Here is a 20928-nt window from a genome sequence, read left to right on the forward strand (position 1 = left end):
GGCGATAGTGATCGAGCTGGTCCTGGCCTTTGCGGTGGTGCTGTTCGCCGCCGTACTGGTGTCGGGAATCGCCCACCGGACCGTGCTCTCCACCGCCGCGCTGTTCCTGGCCGCCGGGTTCGTCCTCGGCCAAGGCGTTCTGGGGCTGGTGCCCCTCACCGGCGGCACCGACTCCGTGCGGCTGCTGGCCGAGGGCGCGCTGTTCGCCGTGCTGTTCACCGACGGCATGCGGCTGGACGTCAACGACCTCCGGGCCCACTGGCGGCTGCCCGCCCGCGCCCTCGGGCTGGGGATGCCGGTCACGTTCGCGCTGATCGCGCTGCTGGCCCGGTACCTGACGGGGCTGGAATGGCCGGAGGCGCTGCTGATCGCAGCGGTGCTCTCGCCCACCGATCCGGTCTTCGCCGCCGCCCTGGTGGCCCGCGAACGAGTGCCCTACCGCCTGCGCCACCTGCTCAACGTGGAATCCGGGCTCAACGACGGGATCGCCCTGCCCGTGGTGGTCGTGCTGCTGGCGCTGGCCGCCGACCAGCCGACGCACCCGGCGCCGCTGGCAGGCGAGCTCGGGCTGGGCGTGGTGGTGGGCGTGGGAGTCGCCCTGGCCGGGGTCCTGCTGGGGCGGCTGCCCGGACTGGCGGCGACCACCCGCTACGAACCGCTGGGCGCCTTCGCGATCGGCCTGACCGTCCTGGCACTGTGCCAGCTGACCCACGCCAACATGTTCCTGGCGGCCTTCACCGCCGGTGTCACCGTCGCGACCGCCGGCCCGGAGATGCGCACCGCGTTCCACCGGTTCGGCGAATCGATCGCCGAACTGCTCAAGCTCGCCGCCCTGCTGGTGTTCGGCGCGCTGATGTCGCCCGCCTTCCTCGCCGAGATCCCGCTGAGCGGGTGGGTCTTCGCGGTGCTGGTGCTGGTGGCGGCCCGCCCCGTCGCGATGGCGGCCGCGCTGACCGGATCGCAGCTGGACGTGCGCGAGCGGGCCGCGATCGCCTGGTTCGGCCCCAAGGGCTTCGCGTCGGTGGTCTACGGCCTGCTGGTGCTGGAGTCGGACCTGGCCCGCAGCGGCGAGCTGTTCCACCTGGCGGCGCTGGCCATCGTGCTGTCGATCCTGGCGCACTCCTCCACCGACATCCTCGTCGCCGGCCGCTTCCCCGGAAAGGACGCGCAGCCCCCGCCCGAGGACGCCGATGCGGACACCCCGGAGGACCCGCCCGCCCCGGAGAGCCCGCCGCCGGGCGACACTCCGGGCAGCGGCCTGCGGTGAACGCGGCGCGGCACCGGCGCCCCGGGAACCCCCGAGCGGGCCGCCGCAGCGTGCCGTCACTGCCTGCGCACACCTCGCCCCGCCTGCCGGACCGCGGGCGGGCACAGGCGACAATGCCACCGGAACGGCGCGCCGGAGGAGCGGCCGCCGGACGGCACGGGCGCCGAGCACGAGCGGAGGCAGCGGATGAGCGACGACGCGGACGGCAGCGGGGACGGAACGGGCCGCCGGAGGGACGGCGCCGACGCCGGCGGGGACGGCGGGCCCGGCCTGCTGGTGTCCCAGCGGGGCGGCGTGCTGACCGCGACCTTCGACCGCCCCGCCCGTCGCAACGCCATGACCTGGGCGATGTACGAAGAGTTGGCCGACGTGTGCGAGCGGGCCGACGCCGACGACGACGTGCGCGCCCTGCTGCTCACCGGCGCCGGAGACACCGCCTTCGTGGCCGGAAGCGACATCGGCCAGTTCGCCGGGTTCACCGACGGCGCCGACGGTGTCGACTACGAACGGCGCCTGGGCGCGATCATCGACCGGCTCGCCGCGGTGCAGGTGCCCACGCTCGCGGCCGTGCGCGGCTACTGCGTAGGCGGCGGGCTGATCATCGCCGCATCCTGCGACCTGCGCATCGCCGCGCCGTCCGCGCGGTTCGGCGTGCCCATCGCGCGCACGCTCGGCAACTGCCTGGGGATGTCCACCTACGCGCTGCTCGTGGACCACCTCGGGCCCGGCCGCACACTGGACCTGCTGCTGACCGCGCGGATGCTCACCGCCGACGAGGCGCACGCGGCCGGTTTCGTCACCCGCCTCGCGGCCGACGAGGATCTCGACGCGGAGGCGGCGGCGCTGACCGACCGCCTCGCCGAGCACTCCCCGCTGAGCATGTGGGCAGCCAAGGAGTCCGTGCGCCGCTTGCGCCGCGCGAACCTGCCCGAGGACCGCGACATCCTCGAACGGGCCTACGGCAGCGAGGACTTCCGCAACGCGGTGGCCGCCTTCGGCGCGAAGACGGCCCCGACGTGGCGGGGGCGGTGATCCGCGCGCTCCGGCCCCGCGCGGTCCCGGCACCCCCGGCGGGCGGGACCGCCGCGGGGGGAGGATGAACGGCCCGCGGCGCCGTCCCGGCGCCGCGGGGATCGCCGCGGCGGTCGCGACCGGGCGCGTGGGAGCGTCGGCGGTGGTGGAGGAGGCGCTGGCCGGTATCCGCAGGCGCGACGGCGCTCTCAACGCCTTTAGCGCGGTATGGGAGGAGTGGGCGCGCGAGCGGGCTGCCGACGTCGACGCCGCCGTGGCGCGCGGCGCCCAGCTGCCGCTGGCCGGGGTGCCGATCGGGGTGAAGCACGCCGAGCGCACCGCGTCGTTCCAGGCCCGGCGGCTCGTCGAGGCGGGAGCGGTCCCCGTCGGGGCGACCGCGGTACCCGGACCCGGAACCGAGTGGAAGACCTGGGGCGCCACCGACCGCGGGACGACCGCCAACCCGCGGCGTCCCGGCCGCAGTCCCGGAGGGTCCTCGGCGGGCTCGGGGGCCGCGGTGGCGGCGGGCCTGGTGCCGCTCGCCACGGCCAGCGACGGCGCGGGTTCCATCCGCATCCCCGCCGCCTGGTGCGGGGTGGTGGGCTACAAACCCACGACCGGACTGATTCCGGCCCGCGACGCCGCCGGGCTGACCGTAGGCGGCCCGATCGCCGGCCGCGTCGCCGACGCCGTGCTGTACCTCCGCGCCGTGCTGGGGGATCCGCCCTTCGGCGGGCGCCGGTGCGCCGTACCGCGGCGCGGGACGGGGCCGCTGCGCGTGGCGTGGTCGTCGACGCTGGGCTTCAACCGTGTGCACCCGGGCGTCGCGGAGACCGCCGCCCGGGCTCTGGGGGAGTGGGAGCGCAGCGGCGCGATCACGGTGCAGGGGGCCGGTCCCGGCTTCGACGATCCGGGTGAGCGGTGGCGGGCCCTGCGCGGCTCGGCCGCCCGGCGCCCGTCCCGGAACGGCGTTGCGGCCGACGGCGGCAACGCGGTCCGGCTTGCGGAACTGTTCGCCGAGTGCGACCTGCTGGCCACGCCGACGACGCCGAACCCGCCCCATGGGCCCCGGGGCCCGGGGAAGGAGATGAGTGTCGGGTTGACGTGGCTGTTCAACCTCACCGGTCATCCCGCCGTCAGCGTGCCGGCCGGGTTCTGCGACGACGGCGGTCCCGTGGGTCTGCAGCTGGTCGCCGATCTGCACGGTGACGAAGCGCTGCTGGGTGCCGCTGCCGATTACGAGACGTGCGTTTCGGGGTGAAAGCAGGCCGCCGGAGGTGCTCGCGCGGGTCGCGGCCGAGGGCGCGCCGCGCCGCGGGTCGCCGCGGGCGGCCGCCCGCGGCGAGGCGTGTGAGCGTGCGCCCGCGGTGCGCGGCCGCCCACACTGGCCCGGGGGCGAACGGGTAGCACCCGGCGGGTTGGTGTTCCGGCTACCCGGCGTATGCCCCGGCGAAACCCGGCACGGCGGTGATTCCCGGTGCGGGAACGCGGCGGCGCCCGGCCGCGTCCAAGCGGCGATCCGGACGGACACGACCGGAAGGTGCCGGCATGAAGCAGTCGTTCGATTCCCCCGGCTCGCCCGCGTCGTCGGCGCGGACCGCGGGCCGTGTGCTGTCGCTCGCCGCGGCGCTGCCGATCGGCGCGCTCGTCGCCCTCGCCCTGCTGGTGCCGGCCGCCGTCCGGCGCTGAGGCCGTCGCTCCCGAAGCGTGCCCGACAGCGGTGCCGGCGGCCGGATGGCCGCGGCCTACGCCCCCGCCGGGCGCCGCGGATCAGGCTGGGCGCCGCGGAAGCAGGCGGGCGAGCACCCAGGCCACCGCCCCGCTGACCGCACCGATCCCGACCCCGGTGGCGACACTGCTCACCACCGCCGCGGCGCGCAGCAGTGCGCCTTCGGAAGCGGGCGGCAGCGTCCCGGCGAGTTCCCCACCCAGCTGCGGAGGATCGCCGGCGAACCCCTGCGCCCACAGCACCTGGTGCACCGCCGCCAGCAGCACCCCATAGACCGCGCCCACGATCAGCAGGGCCACCAGCGGGCGCCGGAGCCGGCCCAGCACCGCGACGGCGACCCACACCAGCACCGGCCCGAAAACGAGCGCCGTGTTCGCCGCCGGGCCCACCAGGCCGAGATCGTGGGCGACGACACGCGGCAGGCCCAGCGCGGCCAATCCGAGCACGCACCACCAGGGAAGAAGCCCCGGCCGCCGGCGGAGTGCCGTGCCTGCACCGTCCTCGGTTCGCATGCGTCCCCTTTCCGCGCCGGGCGGTACCGCCGGCGGCCCCGCTTCGTCCGTGCGGCGGTCGCCGCGCCCGGGCCGTGTGGCCGGACCGGCGTGCCCACCGGCGACGACGCTACGTCCCGAGTGGGCGGCGCAGCGTCCGCCGCGAGGCCCGGATCGGTATACATCCCGCGGTGTAGGCGGGCCTGTGCGGCTGCGCCGCCGGTCGGAGGCGACGCGGCGGCCGCTGATCCCGGCCGCGCGGGCGGGCCCAGAGGCCGGGATCAGCGGGCGGGTGCGGCCGAGTCGGCGCCCTCCTGCGGCCCGGTGCCGTCCTCGCGATACATGTGGCCCCAGGTGACCAGGGGCTCCAGCGCGTCCAGCAGCCCGCGCCCCCGGTCCGACGGGCGGTAGAGGATCTGAACCGGGGTCGTCGGGACGACGTCCCGTTCGAGCAGCCCCGCCGACTCCAGCTCCTTCAACCGCTGGGACAGCATCCGGTCGGAGATCTGGCCGATGAACCTGCGGTATTCGCTGAAGCGCTGCGCCCCGCGTGCGCCGGCGAGCAGGATCACCCCCATCCAGCGCCGCCCGACGAGCTCCAGCACCTCTTGGAAGACGTCGCAGTCCTGGTCGTGGGAAGTCGGAAAAGGTGCGGCGGTCGAGTTTGCGGCGCCGTCGTCTCCGGCAGCAGTCGATATAGTCACATACGGAAAATAAGTAGCTAACCTGAGTTTTGGCAAGGGTCCAGGGTCCTGCAGAGCCGGCCCCGGGCGCCCGCCGCCCGCGTATCCCGCGCAGCGGAGATCGTCGGAGTCCGCCCTACACACGGGGCACTGCCCGTACAGTTGCCGTGACAACAGGCGCACAGCCCAATGTTCCGCCGTTCCACCCCCCGGAGTTGAGAGGCCGAATCCGATGAGCGACGCCCTCAGGTTTCCACCGCCCGAACTCGACATGTCGAAGCCGACCATCGCCCGCGCCTACGACGCGCTGCTGGGCGGCAAGGACAACTTCGACCTCGACCGCGACCTGGCCGCAGGGGTGGAGGAGATCAACCCCGGCAGTACCGTGATGGCCCAGCACAACCGCGCCTTCCTGGCGCGCGCCGTCGGATTCGTCGCCGGCGAGCTGGGGATCGGCCAGTTCCTCGACCTCGGTTCGGGGCTGCCGACCGCCGAGAACACCCACCAGGTCGCCCAGCGCAACTCACCGCAGAACCGCGTCGTCTACGTCGACATCGACCCGATGGTGCTGGCCCACGCCCGTGCGCTGATGGTCGAGAACGACACGACCACGGTGATCACCGCCGATGTGCGCGATGTGGGGGCGGTCATGAACGACGCGGGGGCGCGCCGGCTGCTGAACACCGACGAGCCGGTGTGCCTGATGCTGCTGTCGCTGCTGCACTGCTTCCCCGACGAGGACGACCCCTTCAGCCTCGTGCGGCGCTACCTGGAGCCGTTCCCGTCCGGGTCGGCTCTGGTGTACTCGCACACCTGCTCCGACGACGCCGAGCACGCCCGCGCCGTCACCGAGCGCATCCACAGTTCGGGTACGCCGTGGGGCCGGGTGCGCAACCCGCAGGAGTGCGAGGCGGCAGTGGCCGGGATGGAGCTGGTGTCGCCGTCGGTGGACGGGACCGGGCCCGCCCGCCTGGTCGACTGCGACACCTGGCGCAAACCGGGAACCGATCCCGTCGACATCCCCGACAAGCGGATCTGGGAGCACGCCGGCGTCGCCGTCAAACCCTGAAGCGGTGCGGAGGGGGCGCCGCGGGCGGCGATGCGGCCGCACGTCCGGTCTCCGCATGCCGCCGTGAAGGCCGGGGAGCCCCCGTACAGTTGCCAGTGGCACGAGGCGTACACGCAGTGATCCGCCGCTCTACCCCCTCCGGAAGTGAGAGAGCAGAATCCGATGAGCGATTCCCTCAGGTTTCCACCGCCCGATCTCGACATGTCGAAGCCGACCGTCGCCCGCGCCTACGATGCGCTGCTGGGCGGCAAGGACAACTTCGACCCCGACCGCGAGCTGGCCGCCGCGGTCGAGGAGATCAATCCCGGAACGACGGCGCTCGCGCACGAGAACCGCGGTTTCCTCGCGCGCGGCGTCGAATACGCGACGCGGGAGCTGGGGATCGGCCAGTTCCTCGACCTCGGTTCGGGGCTGCCGACCGTCGAGAACACCCACCAGGTCGCCCAGCGCACCTCGCCCGACAACCGGGTCGTCTACGTCGACATCGACCCGATGGTGCTGGCCCACGCCCGTGCGCTGATGGTCGAGAACGACACGACCACGGTGATCACCGCCGATGTGCGCGATGTGGGGGCGGTCATGAACGACGCGGGGGCGCGCCGGCTGCTGAACACCGACGAGCCGGTGTGCCTGATGCTCGTGTCGCTGCTGCACTGCTTCCCCGACGAGGAGGAGCCGTTCGATCTGGTGCGGCGCTACCTGGAGCCGTTCCCGTCCGGGTCGGCTCTGGTGTACTCGCACCTGTGCTCCGACGACGCCGCACACGCGCGCACCTTCACCCAGCGGGTGCACAGTTCGGGTACGCCGTGGGGCCGGGTGCGCAACCCGCAGGAGTGTGAGGCGGCAGTGGCCGGGATGGAGCTGGTGTCGCCGTCGGTGGACGGGGCCGAGCCTGCCCGCCTGGTCGACTGCGACACCTGGCGCATGCCGGGCGCCGATCCCGTCGACGTCCCCGACAAGCGGATCTGGGAGCACGCCGGCGTCGCCGTCAAACCCTGAGGGCCCTGCCCGCCGGCGGCGCCGACCGAACGCGGGGGTCAACGCCGGTCGGCCCGGCATCCCGCCGTGTGCCCGCACCGGCCGGTGCGGGCACACGCGTCGCGTGTCCGGTGCGGGAAGCGGCCGGGCCGGCCGTGTCTGCGTGTGTCTGTTCGGGTGGATCGCGGCCGCTCGCGGGGCCGCGGCCGCGACCGACCGCGACCGTTAGCGGCCGCCGTGCCCGCGGCCGGGCCAGCCCGGCCACTTCTTCTCCTCCTTCAGCGCCTCGTGCAGCGCGAAGAAAGCCGGCTTGCGGGTGTAGTCCTCGGTCATGACCGTGGCCGACCCCTGGCCCTCGAAGGTTCCCGGCACCCAGGAGTACTTGTCGTTGAAGCCCCAGATCGTGAACGACTCGCAGCTGTCGACGTCCAGGCACGCCTGAAGCGCCCGGCGGTAGTAGTCGGCCTGGGTGTCGAGCTGCTCCTCGGTCGGCTCACCGCTTTCGGGCAGGGTCATGCGGATGTCGACCTCGGTGACGGCCGTGCCCAGCCCCAGGTCGTCGAAGCGCTGGAGGTTCTCCTCCATGCTGCCGGGGAAGGGGTAGTCGAGGCTGAGGTGGCCCTGGGCGGAGAAGCCGTGCAGCGGCACGTTCTCGGCGAGCAGCTCCTGGGACAGTTCGTAGTAGGCGTCGCTCTTGGCGTTGACGCCTTCGACGTTGTAGTCGTTGAAGTACAGCTCGGCGTGCGGGTCGGCCTGGTGGGTCCAGCGGAAGGCGTCGGCGATGATTCCGGGGCCCAGCCGGCGCAGCCAGATGTTCTCCTCGGTGCGCAGCTCGCCGTCGCCGTCGAAGATCTCGTTGGCCACGTCCCACTGCTGGATGCGGCCCTTGTAGCGGCCGACGACGGTGGTGATGTGGTCCTTCAGGATGGAGCGCAGCTCCTCGTCGGTGAAGTCGCCCTCCTCCAGCCAGTCGGGGTTCTGGCTGTGCCACAGCAGGGTGTGGCCGCGCACGACCTGGCCGTGGCGCGCGGCGAAGTCGACGATGCGGTCGGCGTCCTCGAAGTCGTACTCGCCCCGCTCGGGGTGGATGTACTCCCACTTCATCTGGTTCTCGGCCGAGACCGAGTCGAACTGGCGCGCCAGCGTCGTGCGGTAGGTCCGGTCCGACGCGAAGGGCGGATCGTAGTCCTGGTCCGTGTGATGGCCGCCGCCGGCGATCGCGGTGCCGATGTGGAGATCGTGGGGGGCGGCCCAGCGCAGCCGTTCGGCCTTGCCGTTGGAGTGGTGGGGCGGCCAGTGGCCGTCGCCGAAGCCTTCCGCGGCGGCCGGAGACGCGGCCAGCGGGGCGGTCAGGGCGGCCGCGGCCAGGGCGGTTGTAGCGAAGCGGATGGGTCGCATCGGGGGGACTCCCATTCGGTCTGCCGCTGTCATTTTCCGGAAAATTCCGTTTAACCGGGTCGGTGGACCATAAGAGCTCCTGGCCAGGGCGTCAATACCCCGATCCCCGTCCGGGGGCGCGGTCACGTCCGCACGGCCCCGCGGATGCGGTTCCCGCGCGTCGCCGCGTCGCCCCGCGTCCGTACTCTGGGTAGGTACGAAGGAGGAGCAGTGGCCGATATCCCGACCCCAGCCGTGACCATCTCCGCCATCGCCGAAGAGGCGGGGGTTTCGGCACCGACCGTTTCACGCGTCCTCAACGGCAGGGGCGACGTCGCTCCCGCCACGCGCGAACGCATCGAGTCCCTGCTGCGGGCGCGCGGCTACCGCCGCCGGGGCAGCCGCGGCGGCGAGATGGTCGGCCTGCTGGACTTGGTCTTCAACGACTTGGACAGCCCGTGGGCCGTCGAAATCATCCGCGGCGTCGAGGACGCGGCCCACGCGGCGGGCAGCGGCATCGTCGTCTCGGCGATCCACCGGCGGGAGAGCTCCACCCGGCAGTGGCTGCAGAACGTGCGCTCGCGCACCAGTGACGGTGCCATCCTGGTCACCACCGACCTGGATTCCTCCCTGCGCGCCGAGCTGGAGGAGCTGCACATGCCCTCCGTGGTGGTCGACCCGGTCGGCGTGCCCGATCTGGCGGTGCCCACGATCGGCGCGACCAACTGGGCCGGCGGCCTCAGCGCCACCGACTATCTGATCAGCATGGGCCACCGGCGCATCGCGTTCGTGGCCGGGCGCCCGGAGCTGTGGTGCAGCCGCGCCCGCCTCGACGGCTACCGGGCGGGGCTGGAGACCGCCGGGTTGAACGTCGACGACGACCTCGTCGTGCCGGGTGAATTCGACTACGAGTCCGGCTTCCGCGCCGGCGAGCGGCTGTTCGGCCTGGCGGATCCGCCCACGGCCGTGTTCTCGGCCAGCGACCAGATGACCCTGGGCGTCTATGAGGCGCTGCGCCGGCGGGGCCTGCGCGTTCCCGCCGACATCAGCGTGATCGGCTTCGACGACCTGCCCGAAGCGCGCTGGGCCTCGCCGCCGCTGACGACGGTGCGCCAGCCCCTGGCCGAGATGGGCCGGCTCGCGGTCCACACCGTGCACCGGCTGGCGCGGGGCGAGGCGATCGAGAGCCCGCGGGTGGAACTGGCCACCGAGCTCGTCGTCCGCGACAGCACTGCGCCGGTGACGGTCTCCTCGGCGGAGTGAGGCGGCGGTACTCCGCCGAGGGGCGTTGACACCGCGGTCCCGCGCTCCGTAGGTTGCCTTTGATTTCCGGAACATTTCGGAACAGGCTGCGGCCAAGGAGACCTGTGTGACGGACATGCGCGGACGATCCCCCATCCCGGGCCGCCTCCTGGCGACCTTCCTGACGCTCGGCCTCGCCCTGTGCACCGCGGTGCCCGCCCAGGCCGGACCGCTCCACCACCGCCCCCACCACGACCACCGCCCCAACGGACCCGCCACCCCCGACATCGTCGACCAGACCCGGCGGGGCGGCCAGGGCGTGGCGCTGACCTTCGACGACGGCCCCGACCCGCGCAACACCCCCCGACTGCTCGACGTGCTGCGCGAACACCGCGTCAAAGCCGTCTTCTGCCTCTGGGGCGAGCACGTGCGCGACCACCCCGACATCGTCCGCAGCATCGCCGCCGACGGGCACACGCTGTGCAACCACACGATGCGCCACGACGACATGGGCTCGTGGGAGCCCGAGGACATCCGCGCCGACCTCCTCGAAACCGACCGGGCGATCCGCGAAGCCGTCCCGCACGCCCGCATCCCCTACTTCCGCGCCCCCTACGGCGCCTGGGGCCAGAGCCCGCAGGTCGCCGCGGATCTGGGCATGCAGCCGCTGGGCTGGAGCCTGGCCGTGGAGGACTGGGCCCCGCCGGGCACCGACGAGTTGGTGCGCCGCCTGCAGGACGGCATCGCGCCGCGGTCGGTGGTGCTGCTGCACGACGGCGGCGGCGACCGCAGCCAGACGGTCGAGGCGGTCGCCCGGATCATCCCCGCGATGAAGTCCGACGGCTGGCACTTCGCTCGCCCGGCCCGACGGGGGTAGGCGATGCTCGGGACCGCGCCCTCCCCCCGCACCCGCGCCCTGCGGCTCGGCGCCGTCCTCGCGGGAGCGCTGCTGCTGATCACCGCCGGAACCGCGGCCGGCACCGCCCAGTCCTGGCACCGCCCCGGAAGCGGCCACCCCGGCGGCGGTCACCGCTCCTGGGTGGGCACCTGGGCCGCCGCGCCCACCGCCGCCCCGCAGTCGGCCACCCCCGTCCTCGAGGACGAGACCGTCCGCCAGGTCGTGCACACCAGCGTCGGCGGCGACCGCATGCGGCTGCGCCTGACCAACGAGTTCGGCGAGACGCCGCTGCGCATCGGCGAGGTTCGCGTCGCGCTGCGGGACGGTTCCTCCGGCACCGACACGGAACCCGGGAGCGACCGCGCCGTCACCTTCGGCGGCCGCACCCCGGTGACGGTCCCGGCCGGCGCCCCGATGCTCAGCGACCCGGTGGATCTGCGCCTGCCGCCGCGCTCGGACCTGGTCGTCAGCATCCACCTGCCCGAGCGCACCCCCGTGACCACGCTGCACGGCTCCTCCTACCAGGAGAACGCGGTGGCGGCGGGCAACACCACCGGCGAACCCGCGGTCACCCCCACCGCCACGATGACCCAGTGGTACTTCCTCTCCGGGGTCAGCGTGCGCGCCCGCGGCACGCGCACCGGGGCGGTGGTCGCGTTCGGCGACTCGATCACCGACGGCGCCGAGACCACGACGGGCGCCAACCACCGCTGGCCCGACCTGCTCGCCGAGCGGGTGGGCGCACGCACGGGCGTGCTCAACGCGGGTATCTCGGGAAACCGGCTCCTGCACGACCCCAACCCGCCCGAAGGCGGTGAGGCCGAGGCGTATGCGGCGTTCTTCGGGCAGAGCGCGCTGCGCAGATTCGACCGCGACGTGCTGACACACCCGGGGGTCGAGCACGCGATCGTGCTGCTGGGCGTGAACGACCTCGGCCATCCCGGCACCGCGACCGCCCCGGCGTCGGAGACCGTCACCGCCGAGGAGGTCATCGGCGGGCACCGCCAGATCATCGCGCGGGCCCACGCCGCCGGCCTCAAGGTCTACGGCGGCACGATCCTGCCGTTCAAGGGCGACACGTTCGGCTTCTACAGCGCGGAGAACGAGGCCAAGCGGCAGCGGATCAACGAGTGGATCCGCACCGACGGCGAGTACGACGCCGTCATCGACTTCGCCGAGGCGATGCGCGACCCCGACGATCCGCAGCGCCTGAACCCCGCCTACGACAGCGGCGACCATCTCCATCCCGACGACGCCGGAATGGCCGCCATGGCCGACGCCGTGCCCACCCGGCTGTTCCGGCCGGGCAAGCGGCACTGACCCCGCACCTCCGCCCCGGTTGGACACGGAGCAGCCGGGGCGGAGGCGGGTCCGCGGCGGGATCGCCCCTCCCTCCGGCAGCCGCCCGCCGCAGGCCCGCCGCCGCCTCCGCGCGCCCGTGAGCATCACCGGGCGGGCGCGCGGAGGCGGATCCGTGCAGTCCCCGCGGAGGATGCGGGAATCCCCCCTTCGGGGGAGGCCGCCGCGACCGCGTCCGGGCTAGGCTGCCGACGCAGACGTGAGGAGACCGAATGGGGGGCGACGACGTGAGCGGGACCGGGGAGCCGACCGGGAGCGGGGGGCGAACCGTCGGCGGCCGGGACGTTCGCCTACCGGGCGCCGCCGCTGCCGCCACGGCCGTCGTACTGGCCGTCGCGCACCTGGCGGTCGCCGGTTCGGCGGCCGCCGGTACGGCACCGGGGCTCGGGACCTTCGCCTGGATACTCCTGCCGCCGGTGCTCGTGGCCGGCTTCGCCCTGGCCACCCTCGCGTTCGCCTTCGGCCGGACGCCTCTGCCGCGCGGCCTGCTGCTGGGAGCGGTGTGGACCCACACCGTGCTCGTGGCGGCGCTCGTGGCGCTGAGCCTGGCCGGGTTCGCCACCGGTGTGCCGGTGACCCTGTCCACGGTGTTCGGCGCCCCGTTCGCCTATGCGCTCGTGTCGCTGATCGCCTACACGGTCCTGCTGGTGCGACTGCGCGCCGGCCACCGCTGACGCCGCGCGGGCCGGGGCCCGGCCCGCCCCCGCGCTCGGGGGAGCGGGGCGCCGCTACGCCGCCGCGGGCACCAGGACCTCGACGGCGCCGGGGACGGCTTCGGCGCGCAGCGGCAGCTGCCCCGCCGGCTCGCCGTCGGCGTAGGCGCGCATGTCGGGGGTGTGCACCCGCACGGACGCGGCGTGGAACGTGTGCACCAGCGGATGGGCGGTGTGCGTGCCGCGGTAGATCCGGGGGAACGCCCGCAGCAGCTGCCCCGCCGTCGCCGGGCTCACCGCGGTGACCGCGAGGCGGCCGTCGGCGGGGTCGGCGTGCGGGCAGACCCGCATGCCGCCGCCGTAGCAGGAGGTGTTGCCGATCGCGACCAGCGCCGCCTCCAGCTCCTGCACGCGCCCGTCGGCCTCGATCGTGAACGGCAGCGGACGCAGCCGTCCCAGCTCCGCCAGGACCGCCGCCGCGTAGCGCATCCGCCCGCGCGGCCGGCGCATCCGCTCGGTGCGCTCGACGACGAGCGAGTCGAAGCCGCTGGTGAGCACGGTTCCGAACCACAACGGGCGGTCGCCGCCCTCCGGCGGAGCGCAGCGGCCCAGGTCGATCCGGCGGCGGACGCCGCCGAGAAGGACGTCGGCGGCGGCGTCGGGGGGCGTGGCCGGGATGCCCAGCACGCGGGCGAAATCGTTGCCGCTGCCGGTCGGCAGCACGGCCAGGGCGGTCGAGGTGCCGGCCACCTCCTGCAGCGCGAGGTGGACCATGCCGTCCCCGCCGGCCACGGCCAGCACTCCTGCGCCCGCGGCCACGCAGTCGCGGGCCCGCCGCCGCGTCTCGGCGGCATCCCGTCCGGCCACCACGTCGACGTCGACGCCGCGGGCGAGCAGGCGCCGCGCGGTCCGTGCCGCGATCTCGCCACCGCGCCGACCGCCCGCCGCGGGATTGGCCAGCAGCGTGACGGCGGACGGTGCGGCGTCGCCGCCGACGGGGGTCACGACCGCTCCGGGATCAGCTTGCCGGGGTTGAGCACGCCCGCCGGATCCAGCGTGTCCTTGACCGCGCGCAGGACCTCCACGCCCAGCGGGCCCACCTCGTCCTCCATCCACGGTCGGTGATCGGTGCCCACCGCGTGGTGGTGGGAGATGGTGGCCCCGCATGCGGCGATCGCGTCGCCGGCCGCGCGCTTGGCCGCGCGCCAGCGTCCGCCGGGATCCGCGCCGGCGGCCGCCGCGACGGTGAAGTACAGCGACGCGCCCTCGGGATAGACGTGGGAGGCGTGGCACAGCACCAGCGGCGCGGCACCCTCGGGTGTCGTCAGCGCACCGGCGAGGGCGTCGGTGACCGCGTCGCGCAGCCGGTGCAGCTCAGACCACGTCGTAGCGGTCTCCAAGGTCTCGGCGAGCACCCCGGCGTCCAGCAGGGAGTCGCGCAGGTACGGCGCGAGGTAGCGCCCGCTGCGCCAGTGGGCGACCCGCTCGGGGCCCAGTCCGGTGCCCCCGGCCCGCCGCAGCGTGTCCGAGCACAGCTCCCGCACGGCGGCCACGCGCTCCGCACCGCCCTCGTGGGTGACCACCGCCAGGCATCCGGGAGCGGCCTCCTCGCCGGCCAGGACGGCGTTGACCGACGTCTCCTGCTCGTCGGAGAGCCGGACGAGCGTGGGCCGCACGCCGTCCTGGGCGAGCGCGCGCAGGGCGGCGGTGCCCGTAGCGAAGTCGGGGAACGTCCAGGCCTCGTCGTGCCGCTCTTGGGGACGGGGGTGCACGCGCAGCGTGACCTCGGTGATCACGCCGACGGTCCCCTCCGATCCGAGCAGCAGCCGGCGCAGGTCCGGACCGGCGGCCGAGGACGGTCCGCGGCCCGGTTCGAGCGTGCCGCGCGGCGTGGCCGCCCGCAGCGACACCACCATGTCGTCGAAGCGCCCGTAGCCCGCCGAGGACTGCCCGCTGGAGCGGGTGGCCGCGTAGCCGCCGACGGTGGCGTACTCGTAGCTCTGGGGCCGGTGCCCGAGAGTGAACCCGTGGGCGGCCAGCAGCTCCTCGGCCTCGGGGGTGCGCAGACCCGCTTGCAGGGTCGCGGTGCGGGAGACGGCGTCCACGGCCACGAGCCGGCTCAGGCGCCGCAGGTCCAGCGCGACGGCCGCGGCGAACCCGCCCCGCAGCGGCTCCACTCCGCCCACGACGCTGGTGCCGCCGCCGAAGGGCACCACCGCTACGCCGTACCGGGCGCACGCCGTCAGCACCGCCGCCACCTCGTCGTGGCCGGCCGGCAGTACCACCGCGTCGGGCGCGTCGGACACGTCGCCGCCGCGGCGGCGCAGCAGGTCGGGTGTGCTCTTGCCGCCGGCGTGGCGGACGCGGGCGGCCGCGCCGGTGTCCACGTTCTCGTCGCCGACCGCCGCGGCCAGCGCCGCGCGGGCGTCCGGCGGCAGGGATCCGGGCGGCAGGCGCAGCTCGGCCTCGGGGGTGCGGGGCAGCCCCGCGTCGGGCGCGATGCCCAGCACCTGCCCGATCAGTTCGCGCTGGGACGGGGTCAGCGGCGCGGCGTGCGCGGGGTCGCCCCAGGAGTCCCAGGACGCCTCCCCCACGCGGTGAGTGGGCTCGGTCATACGTTACAGTTTTCCATATGGTGTCAATCAGTAACGAGGAGGAGTCTCCCTCCGACCCGATGGCGCAGAGTCTGCTCGACGCCGCCCGCGACTCCATCGCGGTGTTCGGGCTGCGTCGGCTCACCCTCACCGACGTCGCCCGCCGCGCCGGCGTGAGCCGCCCGACCGTCTACCGGCGCTGGCGCGACATGGACACCCTCCTCGGCGACCTGCTGACCCGCGAGATGCACGCGGTGGTCGCCTCGGCCGCACCCCGCGCCTCCGCCGGCGCGGCCGACGGCCGCAGCCGCCTGGTGGCCGGCGCCGCCTCCGTCCTGGCCGACCTGCGCGCCCACCCGCTGATGTCGCGCATCCTCGACACCGAACCCGAGGCGCTGGTCACCTACACCTTCCGCCGTCTGGGATCCAGCCAGCGCAACGCGCTGGCCATGGTCGAGGAGCAGATCCGGGCGGGCCAGGCCGACGGCTCCGTCCGCCCGGGGGAGCCCGCACAGCTGGCGCGGATGGTGCTGCTGCTGGTGCAGAGCGCCGCCCAGTCGTGGCGCCTGACCGAGGACGTCCTCCCGCTGGACGGGCTCACCCGCGAGGTGCGCCGCATGCTCGACGGTTACCTGCAACCGGGAGAGGACGACTCCTGATGGACCCCGCCGCGCACCCGAACCGAACCGCGCCCGACCGCACGGGCGCGCCCGCGCCGGGCCCCGCGCGCCGTGCCCGGGGCGGGCGCTCGTGAGCCCCGCCGGCGCGAGCGCCTCCCTCAGCGCCGCACGCCGTCGCCGCGACCTCGACCAACTCGACCGCGATCCCCGCGTCGACCTGCTTGTTGTGGGCGGCGGCGCCACCGGCGCCGGAATCGCCCTGGACGCGGCCGCGCGCGGACTGTCGGTGGTCCTGGCCGAAAAGCACGACCTGGCCTTCGGCACCAGCCGGTGGAGCTCCAAGCTCGTACACGGCGGCCTGCGCTACCTCGCCACCGGCCAGGTCGGCATCGCCCGGGAGAGCGCCCGCGAGCGCCACATCCTCCTCTCCCGCACCGCTCCGCACCTGGCGCGCAGACTGCCCATGCTGCTGCCCCTGCACAGCGGCATCGGCCGTCCCCAGGCCGCCGTGACCCGCGCCGGGCTGCTGGCGGGCGACGCGCTGCGGATGTCGGCGGGCACCCCCGCCTCGCTGCTGCCCGCCTCCCGCGGCGTCTCGCGCCGCCGCGCCCTCGACCTCGCCCCGGGCCTGCAACCCGCGGGCCTGCGCGGCGGGCAGCTGTCCTTCGACGGGCAACTGGTCGACGACGCCCGCTTCGTCGTCGGCCTGGCGCGCACCGCCGCCGCCCACGGCGCCCGCGTCCTGACCCGCTGCGCCGCAGAGGAGCTGCACGGCGACCACGCCCTGCTGCGCGACCGGCTCACCGGCTCCGCGCTGCGGCTGCGGCCGCGCGCGACCGTCAACGCCGCGGGAGTGTGGGCCCAGGAACTCGTTCCCCAGGTGAAGCTGCTCCCCAGCCGGGGTACGCACCTGGTGCTCGACGAGAGCGCCTTCGGCGGGCTGCGTTCGGCCCTGACCGTCCCGGTGCCCGGCGAGACGAGCCGCTTCACGCTCGTGCTGCCCCAACAGGACGGCCGCGTCTACGTCGGACTCACCGACGAACCGCTCGACGGGCCCGTTCCCGACGTGCCGCCGGTGCCCGAGCACGACGTCGGCTTCCTGCTGGACGTCCTCGGCGGTGTGCTGGCGGACCCGCCGGGCCGCGCCGACGTGGCCGGCGCCTACGCCGGGCTGCGGCCGCTGCTGGACGCCGGGGAAGGCCGCAGCGCCGACGTGTCCCGCCGCCACGCGGTACTGACCTCCCCGGAGGGGGTGGTCACCGTGGTGGGCGGGAAGCTCACCACCTACCGGCGCATGGCCGAGGACGCCGTGGACGCGGCCGTCGCGGGCGCGGGCCTGGGCGCGGGGCCGTGCCGCACCGGCCGGCTGCCGCTGGTGGGAGCGGACGCGCCGGAACGCCTGCGCCGCCTCGACGCGCCCGCGCGCCTGGTCTCCCGATACGGCACCGAGGCCCCGGCCGTGCTCGCCGAAGCCGAAGGCCGCCCCGACCTGCTGGAGCCGCTCGCCGCGGGCATCACCGCCGCGGAGCTGCGCTGGGCCGTGCGCCACGAGGGCGCCCTGGACGAGGACGACCTGCTCCAGCGCCGCACCCGCGCCGCCCTGGTCGACGGGGATGCCGACACCCTGAAGGAGGCCGCACGCGAGGCCCTGTCGCTGCCGGCGAGCGGGTGAGCGGGGACGCGGGAGCGGAGAGCCGGTCCGCTCAACGCATGGGGCACCTTCGAGCCCGGTGCGTCATCGGCCGGCGAGAAATCACCGCCGTGCCGCCCTCTCGGCAGTGATTTCTCGCCGGCCGATGAAGCGGAACGCCGGGTGCGCAACCGCTTCTAGTCGCCGGGCGGGGCGTCGTTGCGGCGCCTGTACTACCTCAGCCGGTACGTCCTGAGCCACGGGCCGTCCGCCTCAGTCCGCTTGGCGGGCCAGCAGCGGGATCTGGCCGCCGGCCAGGACGGCCTCGACCTGGGGGGCCGACAGCCGGTGCCGCAGCCGGTACTCCTCGCCCTTGCTGTCGTTGCGCACGGTCAGCTCGCTCCCGGCGGGCAGGGTCTCGACGAGGTTCTCCAGGACGAGGACGTCGCCCGCGTCGATGCGGTCGTAGTCGGCGGGGTCGGCGAACTCCAGCGCCAGAATCCCGAAGTTGGCGAGGTTCTGCCAGTGGATCCGGGCGATGGACTTGGTGATCACCGCGCGCAGACCGAGATAGCGCGGGGTGATTGCGGCGTGCTCGCGCGAGGAGCCCTGCCCGTAGTTCTCCGCTCCGACGACGAAGTGCCCCGGGCCCTCGGCCAGCTCCCGCGCCCGCCGCGGATAGGCCGCGTCGATCCGGGTGAAGGTGAACTCGGCCAGCTCGGGGACGTTGGAGCGGAACGGCAGCGCCGCCGCACCCGCCGGGGAGATCTCGTCGGTGGAGACGTCGTCGCCGACCTTGAGCAGCACCGGCGCCTCTATACGGTCGGGCAGCGGCGGGAAGTCCGGCAGCGCCGAGATGTTGGGCCCCTTGACGAGCTCGACGTGCTTGGCCTCCTCCGCCGGCGGAGGAGCCACGAGCATCCGGGTGTTGACGCTGGACCGCTCCGGCAGTTCCACCCGCGGATAGGGCATGTCCAGCTTCTCGGCCAGGTCGCGCGGGTCGGTGATCACCCCGGTGAGGGCGGAGGCCGCCGCCGTCTCCGGGGAGCACAGCCACACCGAGTCCTCCGGGGTGCCCGACCGTCCGGGGAAGTTGCGCGGGAACGTGCGCAGCGAGTTGCTGCCCGCCGCCGGCGCCTGGCCCATGCCGATGCAGCCCATGCAGCCCGCCTGGTGGATCCGGGCGCCGGCGCCGATCAGGTCGAGTGTGGCCCCCGTCTTCGTCAGGTCGGCGAAGATCTGGCGCGACGAGGGGTTGACGTCGAAGCTGACGGTGCTGTCGGTCTGGCGCCCCTTGACCATCGCCGCGGCGACGGCGAAGTCGCGCAGCCCCGGATTGGCCGAGGATCCGATGACGACCTGGTCGACCTCTTCGCCCGCGGCTTCGCGCACCGGCACCACGTTGTCGGGCGCCGACGGCATGGCGATGAGGGGTTCGATCGACGACAGGTCGATCTCGTCGGTCACGTCGTAGTGGGCGTCGGGGTCGGCGAGCAGCTCGGTGAAGTCGTCCTCGCGGTCCTCGCCGCGCAGGAAGTCGCGCACCGCGTCGTCGGCGGGGAACACGGTGGTGGTGGCGCCCAGTTCGGCCCCCATGTTCGCGATGACATGGCGGTCCATCGCGGTCAGCGTGGCCACGCCCGGCCCGTGGTACTCGATGATGCGGTTCAGCCCGCCCTTGGTGCTGTGCCGCCGCAGCATCTCCAGGATGACGTCTTTGGCCGACGTCCACTCCGGAAGCGTCCCGGTGAGCCGCACACCCCAGATGTGCGGTGCCCGGATGCGCAACGGGCGGCCGGCGATGGCCATGGCCACCTCCAGTCCGCCCACGCCTACGGCCAGCATGCCCAGCGACCCCGCGGCGCAGGTGTGGGAGTCGGAGCCGACCATCGTCTTGCCGGGGACGCCGAAGCGCTGCATATGGGTGGGGTGGGAGACGCCGTTGCCCGGCTTGGAGTACCACAGCCCGTAGCGCCGGGACGCCGACTGCAGGAACTCGTGGTCCTCGGCGTTCTTCTCGTCGGCTTGGAGGAGGTTGTGGTCCACGTACTGCACGCTGACCTCGGCCCGTGTGCGGTCCAGCCCCAGCGCCTCCAGCTCCTGCATCACGAGGGTGCCGGTGGCGTCCTGGGTGAGCGTCTGGTCGACGCTCAGCGCGATCGGTCGCCCGGGCACCATCTCGCCCTCGACCAGGTGCGCCTCGATCAGCTTGTGTGCGACTCCGCGTCCCATCTCGCTCCTTCCTCTCTCCTACAACCGAGGCTGACCGCATTGACGCGCCGCAAACGGGGACACCGGTCACAGCGGACATGCGGCGCGCGGATCGCAGCGGGCACGCGGATCCGCCGGAGCCTCGCGGCGGCCCCGGGCGCCTCAGCCGCCTGCGCCGGGGGTGACGACTTCCATCGGGTGGGCCTTCCATGCCTCCCAGTCGGCACTGATCGCGCTGGCAGCGCCCAGCAGCAGCGGCAGGTGGCCTTCGGTCAGCGTCTGCACGGGCGTCTCGGCGGCATGGGCGTTGACGTTGACCGCGGCCACCACTGCGCCCTGGCCGTCGCGGATCGGAGCGGCGACGGAGCGGATGCCCGGCGCCAGCTCCTCGTCGGTCAGCGCCCACCCGCGCGCCCGCACTTTGCTGAGTACCGTGCCCAGCTCCGCGCGCTCGTGCCGGTGCGCCGGCTCGATGCCCGAGCGCGAGGGCTCGGCGAGGGTCCGGTCGAGCTCCTCGGGTGAGAGCGCCGCGAGCAGCACCTTGCCCAGCGAGGTCGCCGGCGCCGGGAACCGGGTGCCCAGCGTGACGGAGAGGGTGACGAGCTTGGGCACCGCCACTCGCGCCACATAGACGATGTCGGAGCCGTCCAGCTGCGCGATCGAGCAGGACTCCCCGGTCTGCTTGACCAGATCGCGCAGGTGCGGCACCGCGAGGTCCCACATGTTCTGCGAGCGGATGTAGGCCATGCCGAGGTCGAGTACGCGCGGGGTCAGTGAGAACTCGCCGTCGTCGCCGCGCACGTAGCCCAGTTGCTCCAAGGTGATCAGGATGCGCCGGACCGTGGGCCGGGCCAGGTCTGTGGCCGCGGCCAGCTCCGAGAGCGTCATCGCGGGCCGTCCGGGCTCGAAGCAGCGCAGGACGTCCAGTCCGCGGGCGAGCGCCTCGATGAACTCGGGGGTGGTGTCTCGACGCATGCACGACCTTTCCTACGTCTCACCCGGTGGCGCCTGACCCGGTTGCGGCGGTTTCGGTTCAGCGTAACGCGCGGCGGCGCAGGGTGCGGCGGGCGAGGCCGTGCCGGTGCGCTGGGACGAGGGCCGCTCCGGCGGTTCCGC

At 74.2% G+C, this 20928-nt stretch carries 19 protein-coding genes; 12 read left to right on the forward strand and 7 right to left on the reverse strand.

Features of this window, described 5'->3' with window-relative positions:
- The first annotated feature begins 7 nt into the window (after window positions 1-7).
- From HNR25_RS21920 to HNR25_RS21935, 4 genes are all read left to right on the forward strand, one after another.
- Window positions 8-1267: a cation:proton antiporter domain-containing protein gene (locus tag HNR25_RS21920; RefSeq protein ID WP_312862680.1), complete on the forward strand. Its 1260-nt coding sequence runs from the start codon at window positions 8-10 to the stop codon at window positions 1265-1267.
- Window positions 1268-1453: 186 nt separating this feature from the next.
- Window positions 1454-2299: an enoyl-CoA hydratase/isomerase family protein gene (locus HNR25_RS21925; protein WP_184638262.1), complete on the forward strand. Its 846-nt coding sequence runs from the start codon at window positions 1454-1456 to the stop codon at window positions 2297-2299.
- A 64-nt stretch (window positions 2300-2363) separates the two neighbouring features.
- On the forward strand, window positions 2364-3539 hold the full coding sequence (locus HNR25_RS21930; RefSeq protein WP_184638264.1) for an amidase: 1176 nt from the start codon (window positions 2364-2366) through the stop codon (window positions 3537-3539).
- Window positions 3540-3826: 287 nt separating this feature from the next.
- The gene (locus tag HNR25_RS21935) at window positions 3827-3967 is read left to right on the forward strand and encodes a hypothetical protein (protein WP_184638266.1); all 141 of its coding nucleotides are present in this window, start codon (window positions 3827-3829) and stop codon (window positions 3965-3967) included.
- 81 nt (window positions 3968-4048) lie between these two features.
- Here the strand turns inward: HNR25_RS21935 and HNR25_RS21940 are convergent, their stop codons facing one another.
- Together HNR25_RS21940 and HNR25_RS26925 are read right to left on the reverse strand one after the other, a co-directional pair.
- Window positions 4049-4519, reverse strand: a complete 471-nt coding sequence (locus HNR25_RS21940) for a hypothetical protein (RefSeq protein ID WP_184638269.1) — start codon at window positions 4517-4519, stop codon at window positions 4049-4051.
- 260 nt (window positions 4520-4779) lie between these two features.
- Window positions 4780-5202, reverse strand: a complete 423-nt coding sequence (locus tag HNR25_RS26925; RefSeq protein ID WP_221457767.1) for a winged helix-turn-helix transcriptional regulator — start codon at window positions 5200-5202, stop codon at window positions 4780-4782.
- A gap of 211 nt (window positions 5203-5413) precedes the next feature.
- Here HNR25_RS26925 and HNR25_RS21950 point away from each other — a divergent pair, with 211 nt between their 5' ends.
- Both HNR25_RS21950 and HNR25_RS21955 read left to right on the forward strand, forming a co-directional pair.
- On the forward strand, window positions 5414-6250 hold the full coding sequence (locus tag HNR25_RS21950) for an SAM-dependent methyltransferase (RefSeq protein WP_184638270.1): 837 nt from the start codon (window positions 5414-5416) through the stop codon (window positions 6248-6250).
- A gap of 162 nt (window positions 6251-6412) precedes the next feature.
- Window positions 6413-7249, forward strand: coding sequence for an SAM-dependent methyltransferase (locus HNR25_RS21955; protein ID WP_184638272.1), 837 nt, complete (start codon window positions 6413-6415; stop codon window positions 7247-7249).
- A 204-nt stretch (window positions 7250-7453) separates the two neighbouring features.
- Here the strand turns inward: HNR25_RS21955 and HNR25_RS21960 are convergent, their stop codons facing one another.
- Window positions 7454-8626: an endo-1,4-beta-xylanase gene (locus tag HNR25_RS21960; RefSeq protein ID WP_184638274.1), complete on the reverse strand. Its 1173-nt coding sequence runs from the start codon at window positions 8624-8626 to the stop codon at window positions 7454-7456.
- Window positions 8627-8836: 210 nt separating this feature from the next.
- Here HNR25_RS21960 and HNR25_RS21965 point away from each other — a divergent pair, with 210 nt between their 5' ends.
- From HNR25_RS21965 to HNR25_RS21980, 4 genes are all read left to right on the forward strand, one after another.
- On the forward strand, window positions 8837-9868 hold the full coding sequence (locus tag HNR25_RS21965) for a LacI family DNA-binding transcriptional regulator (RefSeq protein WP_312862681.1): 1032 nt from the start codon (window positions 8837-8839) through the stop codon (window positions 9866-9868).
- Between the two features lie 115 nt (window positions 9869-9983).
- Window positions 9984-10724 (forward strand): polysaccharide deacetylase family protein, encoded by a 741-nt coding sequence (locus tag HNR25_RS21970; RefSeq protein WP_184639690.1) that lies wholly within the window; start codon window positions 9984-9986, stop codon window positions 10722-10724.
- Window positions 10725-10727: 3 nt separating this feature from the next.
- Window positions 10728-12065, forward strand: a complete 1338-nt coding sequence (locus HNR25_RS21975; RefSeq protein ID WP_184638278.1) for an SGNH/GDSL hydrolase family protein — start codon at window positions 10728-10730, stop codon at window positions 12063-12065.
- Between the two features lie 251 nt (window positions 12066-12316).
- The gene (locus HNR25_RS21980; RefSeq protein WP_184638280.1) at window positions 12317-12778 is read left to right on the forward strand and encodes a hypothetical protein; all 462 of its coding nucleotides are present in this window, start codon (window positions 12317-12319) and stop codon (window positions 12776-12778) included.
- Between the two features lie 54 nt (window positions 12779-12832).
- On the opposite strand, the gene HNR25_RS21985 is transcribed toward HNR25_RS21980, so the two are convergent.
- The gene (locus tag HNR25_RS21985) at window positions 12833-13762 is read right to left on the reverse strand and encodes a diacylglycerol kinase (protein WP_184638282.1); all 930 of its coding nucleotides are present in this window, start codon (window positions 13760-13762) and stop codon (window positions 12833-12835) included.
- Window positions 13759-15372, reverse strand: coding sequence for an FAD-binding oxidoreductase (locus HNR25_RS21990; RefSeq protein ID WP_184638284.1), 1614 nt, complete (start codon window positions 15370-15372; stop codon window positions 13759-13761). The genes HNR25_RS21985 and HNR25_RS21990 overlap by 4 nt, the downstream gene beginning before the upstream one ends.
- Window positions 15373-15389: 17 nt before the next feature.
- On the opposite strand from HNR25_RS21990, the gene HNR25_RS21995 reads away from it, so the two are divergent.
- A complete protein-coding gene (locus HNR25_RS21995; RefSeq protein ID WP_246463812.1) occupies window positions 15390-16010 on the forward strand; it encodes a TetR/AcrR family transcriptional regulator in 621 nt (206 codons plus the stop codon).
- 91 nt (window positions 16011-16101) lie between these two features.
- The gene (locus HNR25_RS22000; RefSeq protein ID WP_184638286.1) at window positions 16102-17643 is read left to right on the forward strand and encodes a glycerol-3-phosphate dehydrogenase/oxidase; all 1542 of its coding nucleotides are present in this window, start codon (window positions 16102-16104) and stop codon (window positions 17641-17643) included.
- 231 nt (window positions 17644-17874) lie between these two features.
- Here HNR25_RS22000 and HNR25_RS22005 read toward each other — a convergent pair whose 3' ends face one another.
- Together HNR25_RS22005 and HNR25_RS22010 are read right to left on the reverse strand one after the other, a co-directional pair.
- The gene (locus tag HNR25_RS22005) at window positions 17875-19833 is read right to left on the reverse strand and encodes an aconitate hydratase (RefSeq protein WP_184638288.1); all 1959 of its coding nucleotides are present in this window, start codon (window positions 19831-19833) and stop codon (window positions 17875-17877) included.
- Between the two features lie 141 nt (window positions 19834-19974).
- On the reverse strand, window positions 19975-20787 hold the full coding sequence (locus HNR25_RS22010; RefSeq protein WP_184638290.1) for an IclR family transcriptional regulator domain-containing protein: 813 nt from the start codon (window positions 20785-20787) through the stop codon (window positions 19975-19977).
- Between the last annotated feature and the right edge of the window lie 141 nt (window positions 20788-20928).

It is taken from the genome of Streptomonospora salina, from assembly GCF_014204715.1.
Taxonomy (GTDB): Bacteria; Actinomycetota; Actinomycetes; order Streptosporangiales; family Streptosporangiaceae; genus Streptomonospora; species Streptomonospora salina.

What these genes read in the sequence shown, in the direction of transcription:
- HNR25_RS21970 (WP_184639690.1), top strand. Translation starts at nt 9,984, where the DNA reads ATGCGCGGACGATCCCCCATCCCGGGCCGCCTCCTGGCGACCTTCCTG.
- HNR25_RS21990 (WP_184638284.1), bottom strand. Translation starts at nt 15,372, where the DNA reads ATGACCGAGCCCACTCACCGCGTGGGGGAGGCGTCCTGGGACTCCTGG.
- HNR25_RS21955 (WP_184638272.1), top strand. Translation starts at nt 6,413, where the DNA reads ATGAGCGATTCCCTCAGGTTTCCACCGCCCGATCTCGACATGTCGAAG.
- HNR25_RS21980 (WP_184638280.1), top strand. Translation starts at nt 12,317, where the DNA reads ATGGGGGGCGACGACGTGAGCGGGACCGGGGAGCCGACCGGGAGCGGG.
- HNR25_RS21950 (WP_184638270.1), top strand. Translation starts at nt 5,414, where the DNA reads ATGAGCGACGCCCTCAGGTTTCCACCGCCCGAACTCGACATGTCGAAG.
- HNR25_RS22005 (WP_184638288.1), bottom strand. Translation starts at nt 19,833, where the DNA reads ATGGGACGCGGAGTCGCACACAAGCTGATCGAGGCGCACCTGGTCGAG.
- HNR25_RS21960 (WP_184638274.1), bottom strand. Translation starts at nt 8,626, where the DNA reads ATGCGACCCATCCGCTTCGCTACAACCGCCCTGGCCGCGGCCGCCCTG.
- HNR25_RS21975 (WP_184638278.1), top strand. Translation starts at nt 10,728, where the DNA reads ATGCTCGGGACCGCGCCCTCCCCCCGCACCCGCGCCCTGCGGCTCGGC.
- HNR25_RS21995 (WP_246463812.1), top strand. Translation starts at nt 15,390, where the DNA reads ATGGTGTCAATCAGTAACGAGGAGGAGTCTCCCTCCGACCCGATGGCG.
- HNR25_RS22010 (WP_184638290.1), bottom strand. Translation starts at nt 20,787, where the DNA reads ATGCGTCGAGACACCACCCCCGAGTTCATCGAGGCGCTCGCCCGCGGA.
- HNR25_RS21925 (WP_184638262.1), top strand. Translation starts at nt 1,454, where the DNA reads ATGAGCGACGACGCGGACGGCAGCGGGGACGGAACGGGCCGCCGGAGG.
- HNR25_RS21940 (WP_184638269.1), bottom strand. Translation starts at nt 4,519, where the DNA reads ATGCGAACCGAGGACGGTGCAGGCACGGCACTCCGCCGGCGGCCGGGG.
- HNR25_RS21935 (WP_184638266.1), top strand. Translation starts at nt 3,827, where the DNA reads ATGAAGCAGTCGTTCGATTCCCCCGGCTCGCCCGCGTCGTCGGCGCGG.
- HNR25_RS21930 (WP_184638264.1), top strand. Translation starts at nt 2,364, where the DNA reads ATGAACGGCCCGCGGCGCCGTCCCGGCGCCGCGGGGATCGCCGCGGCG.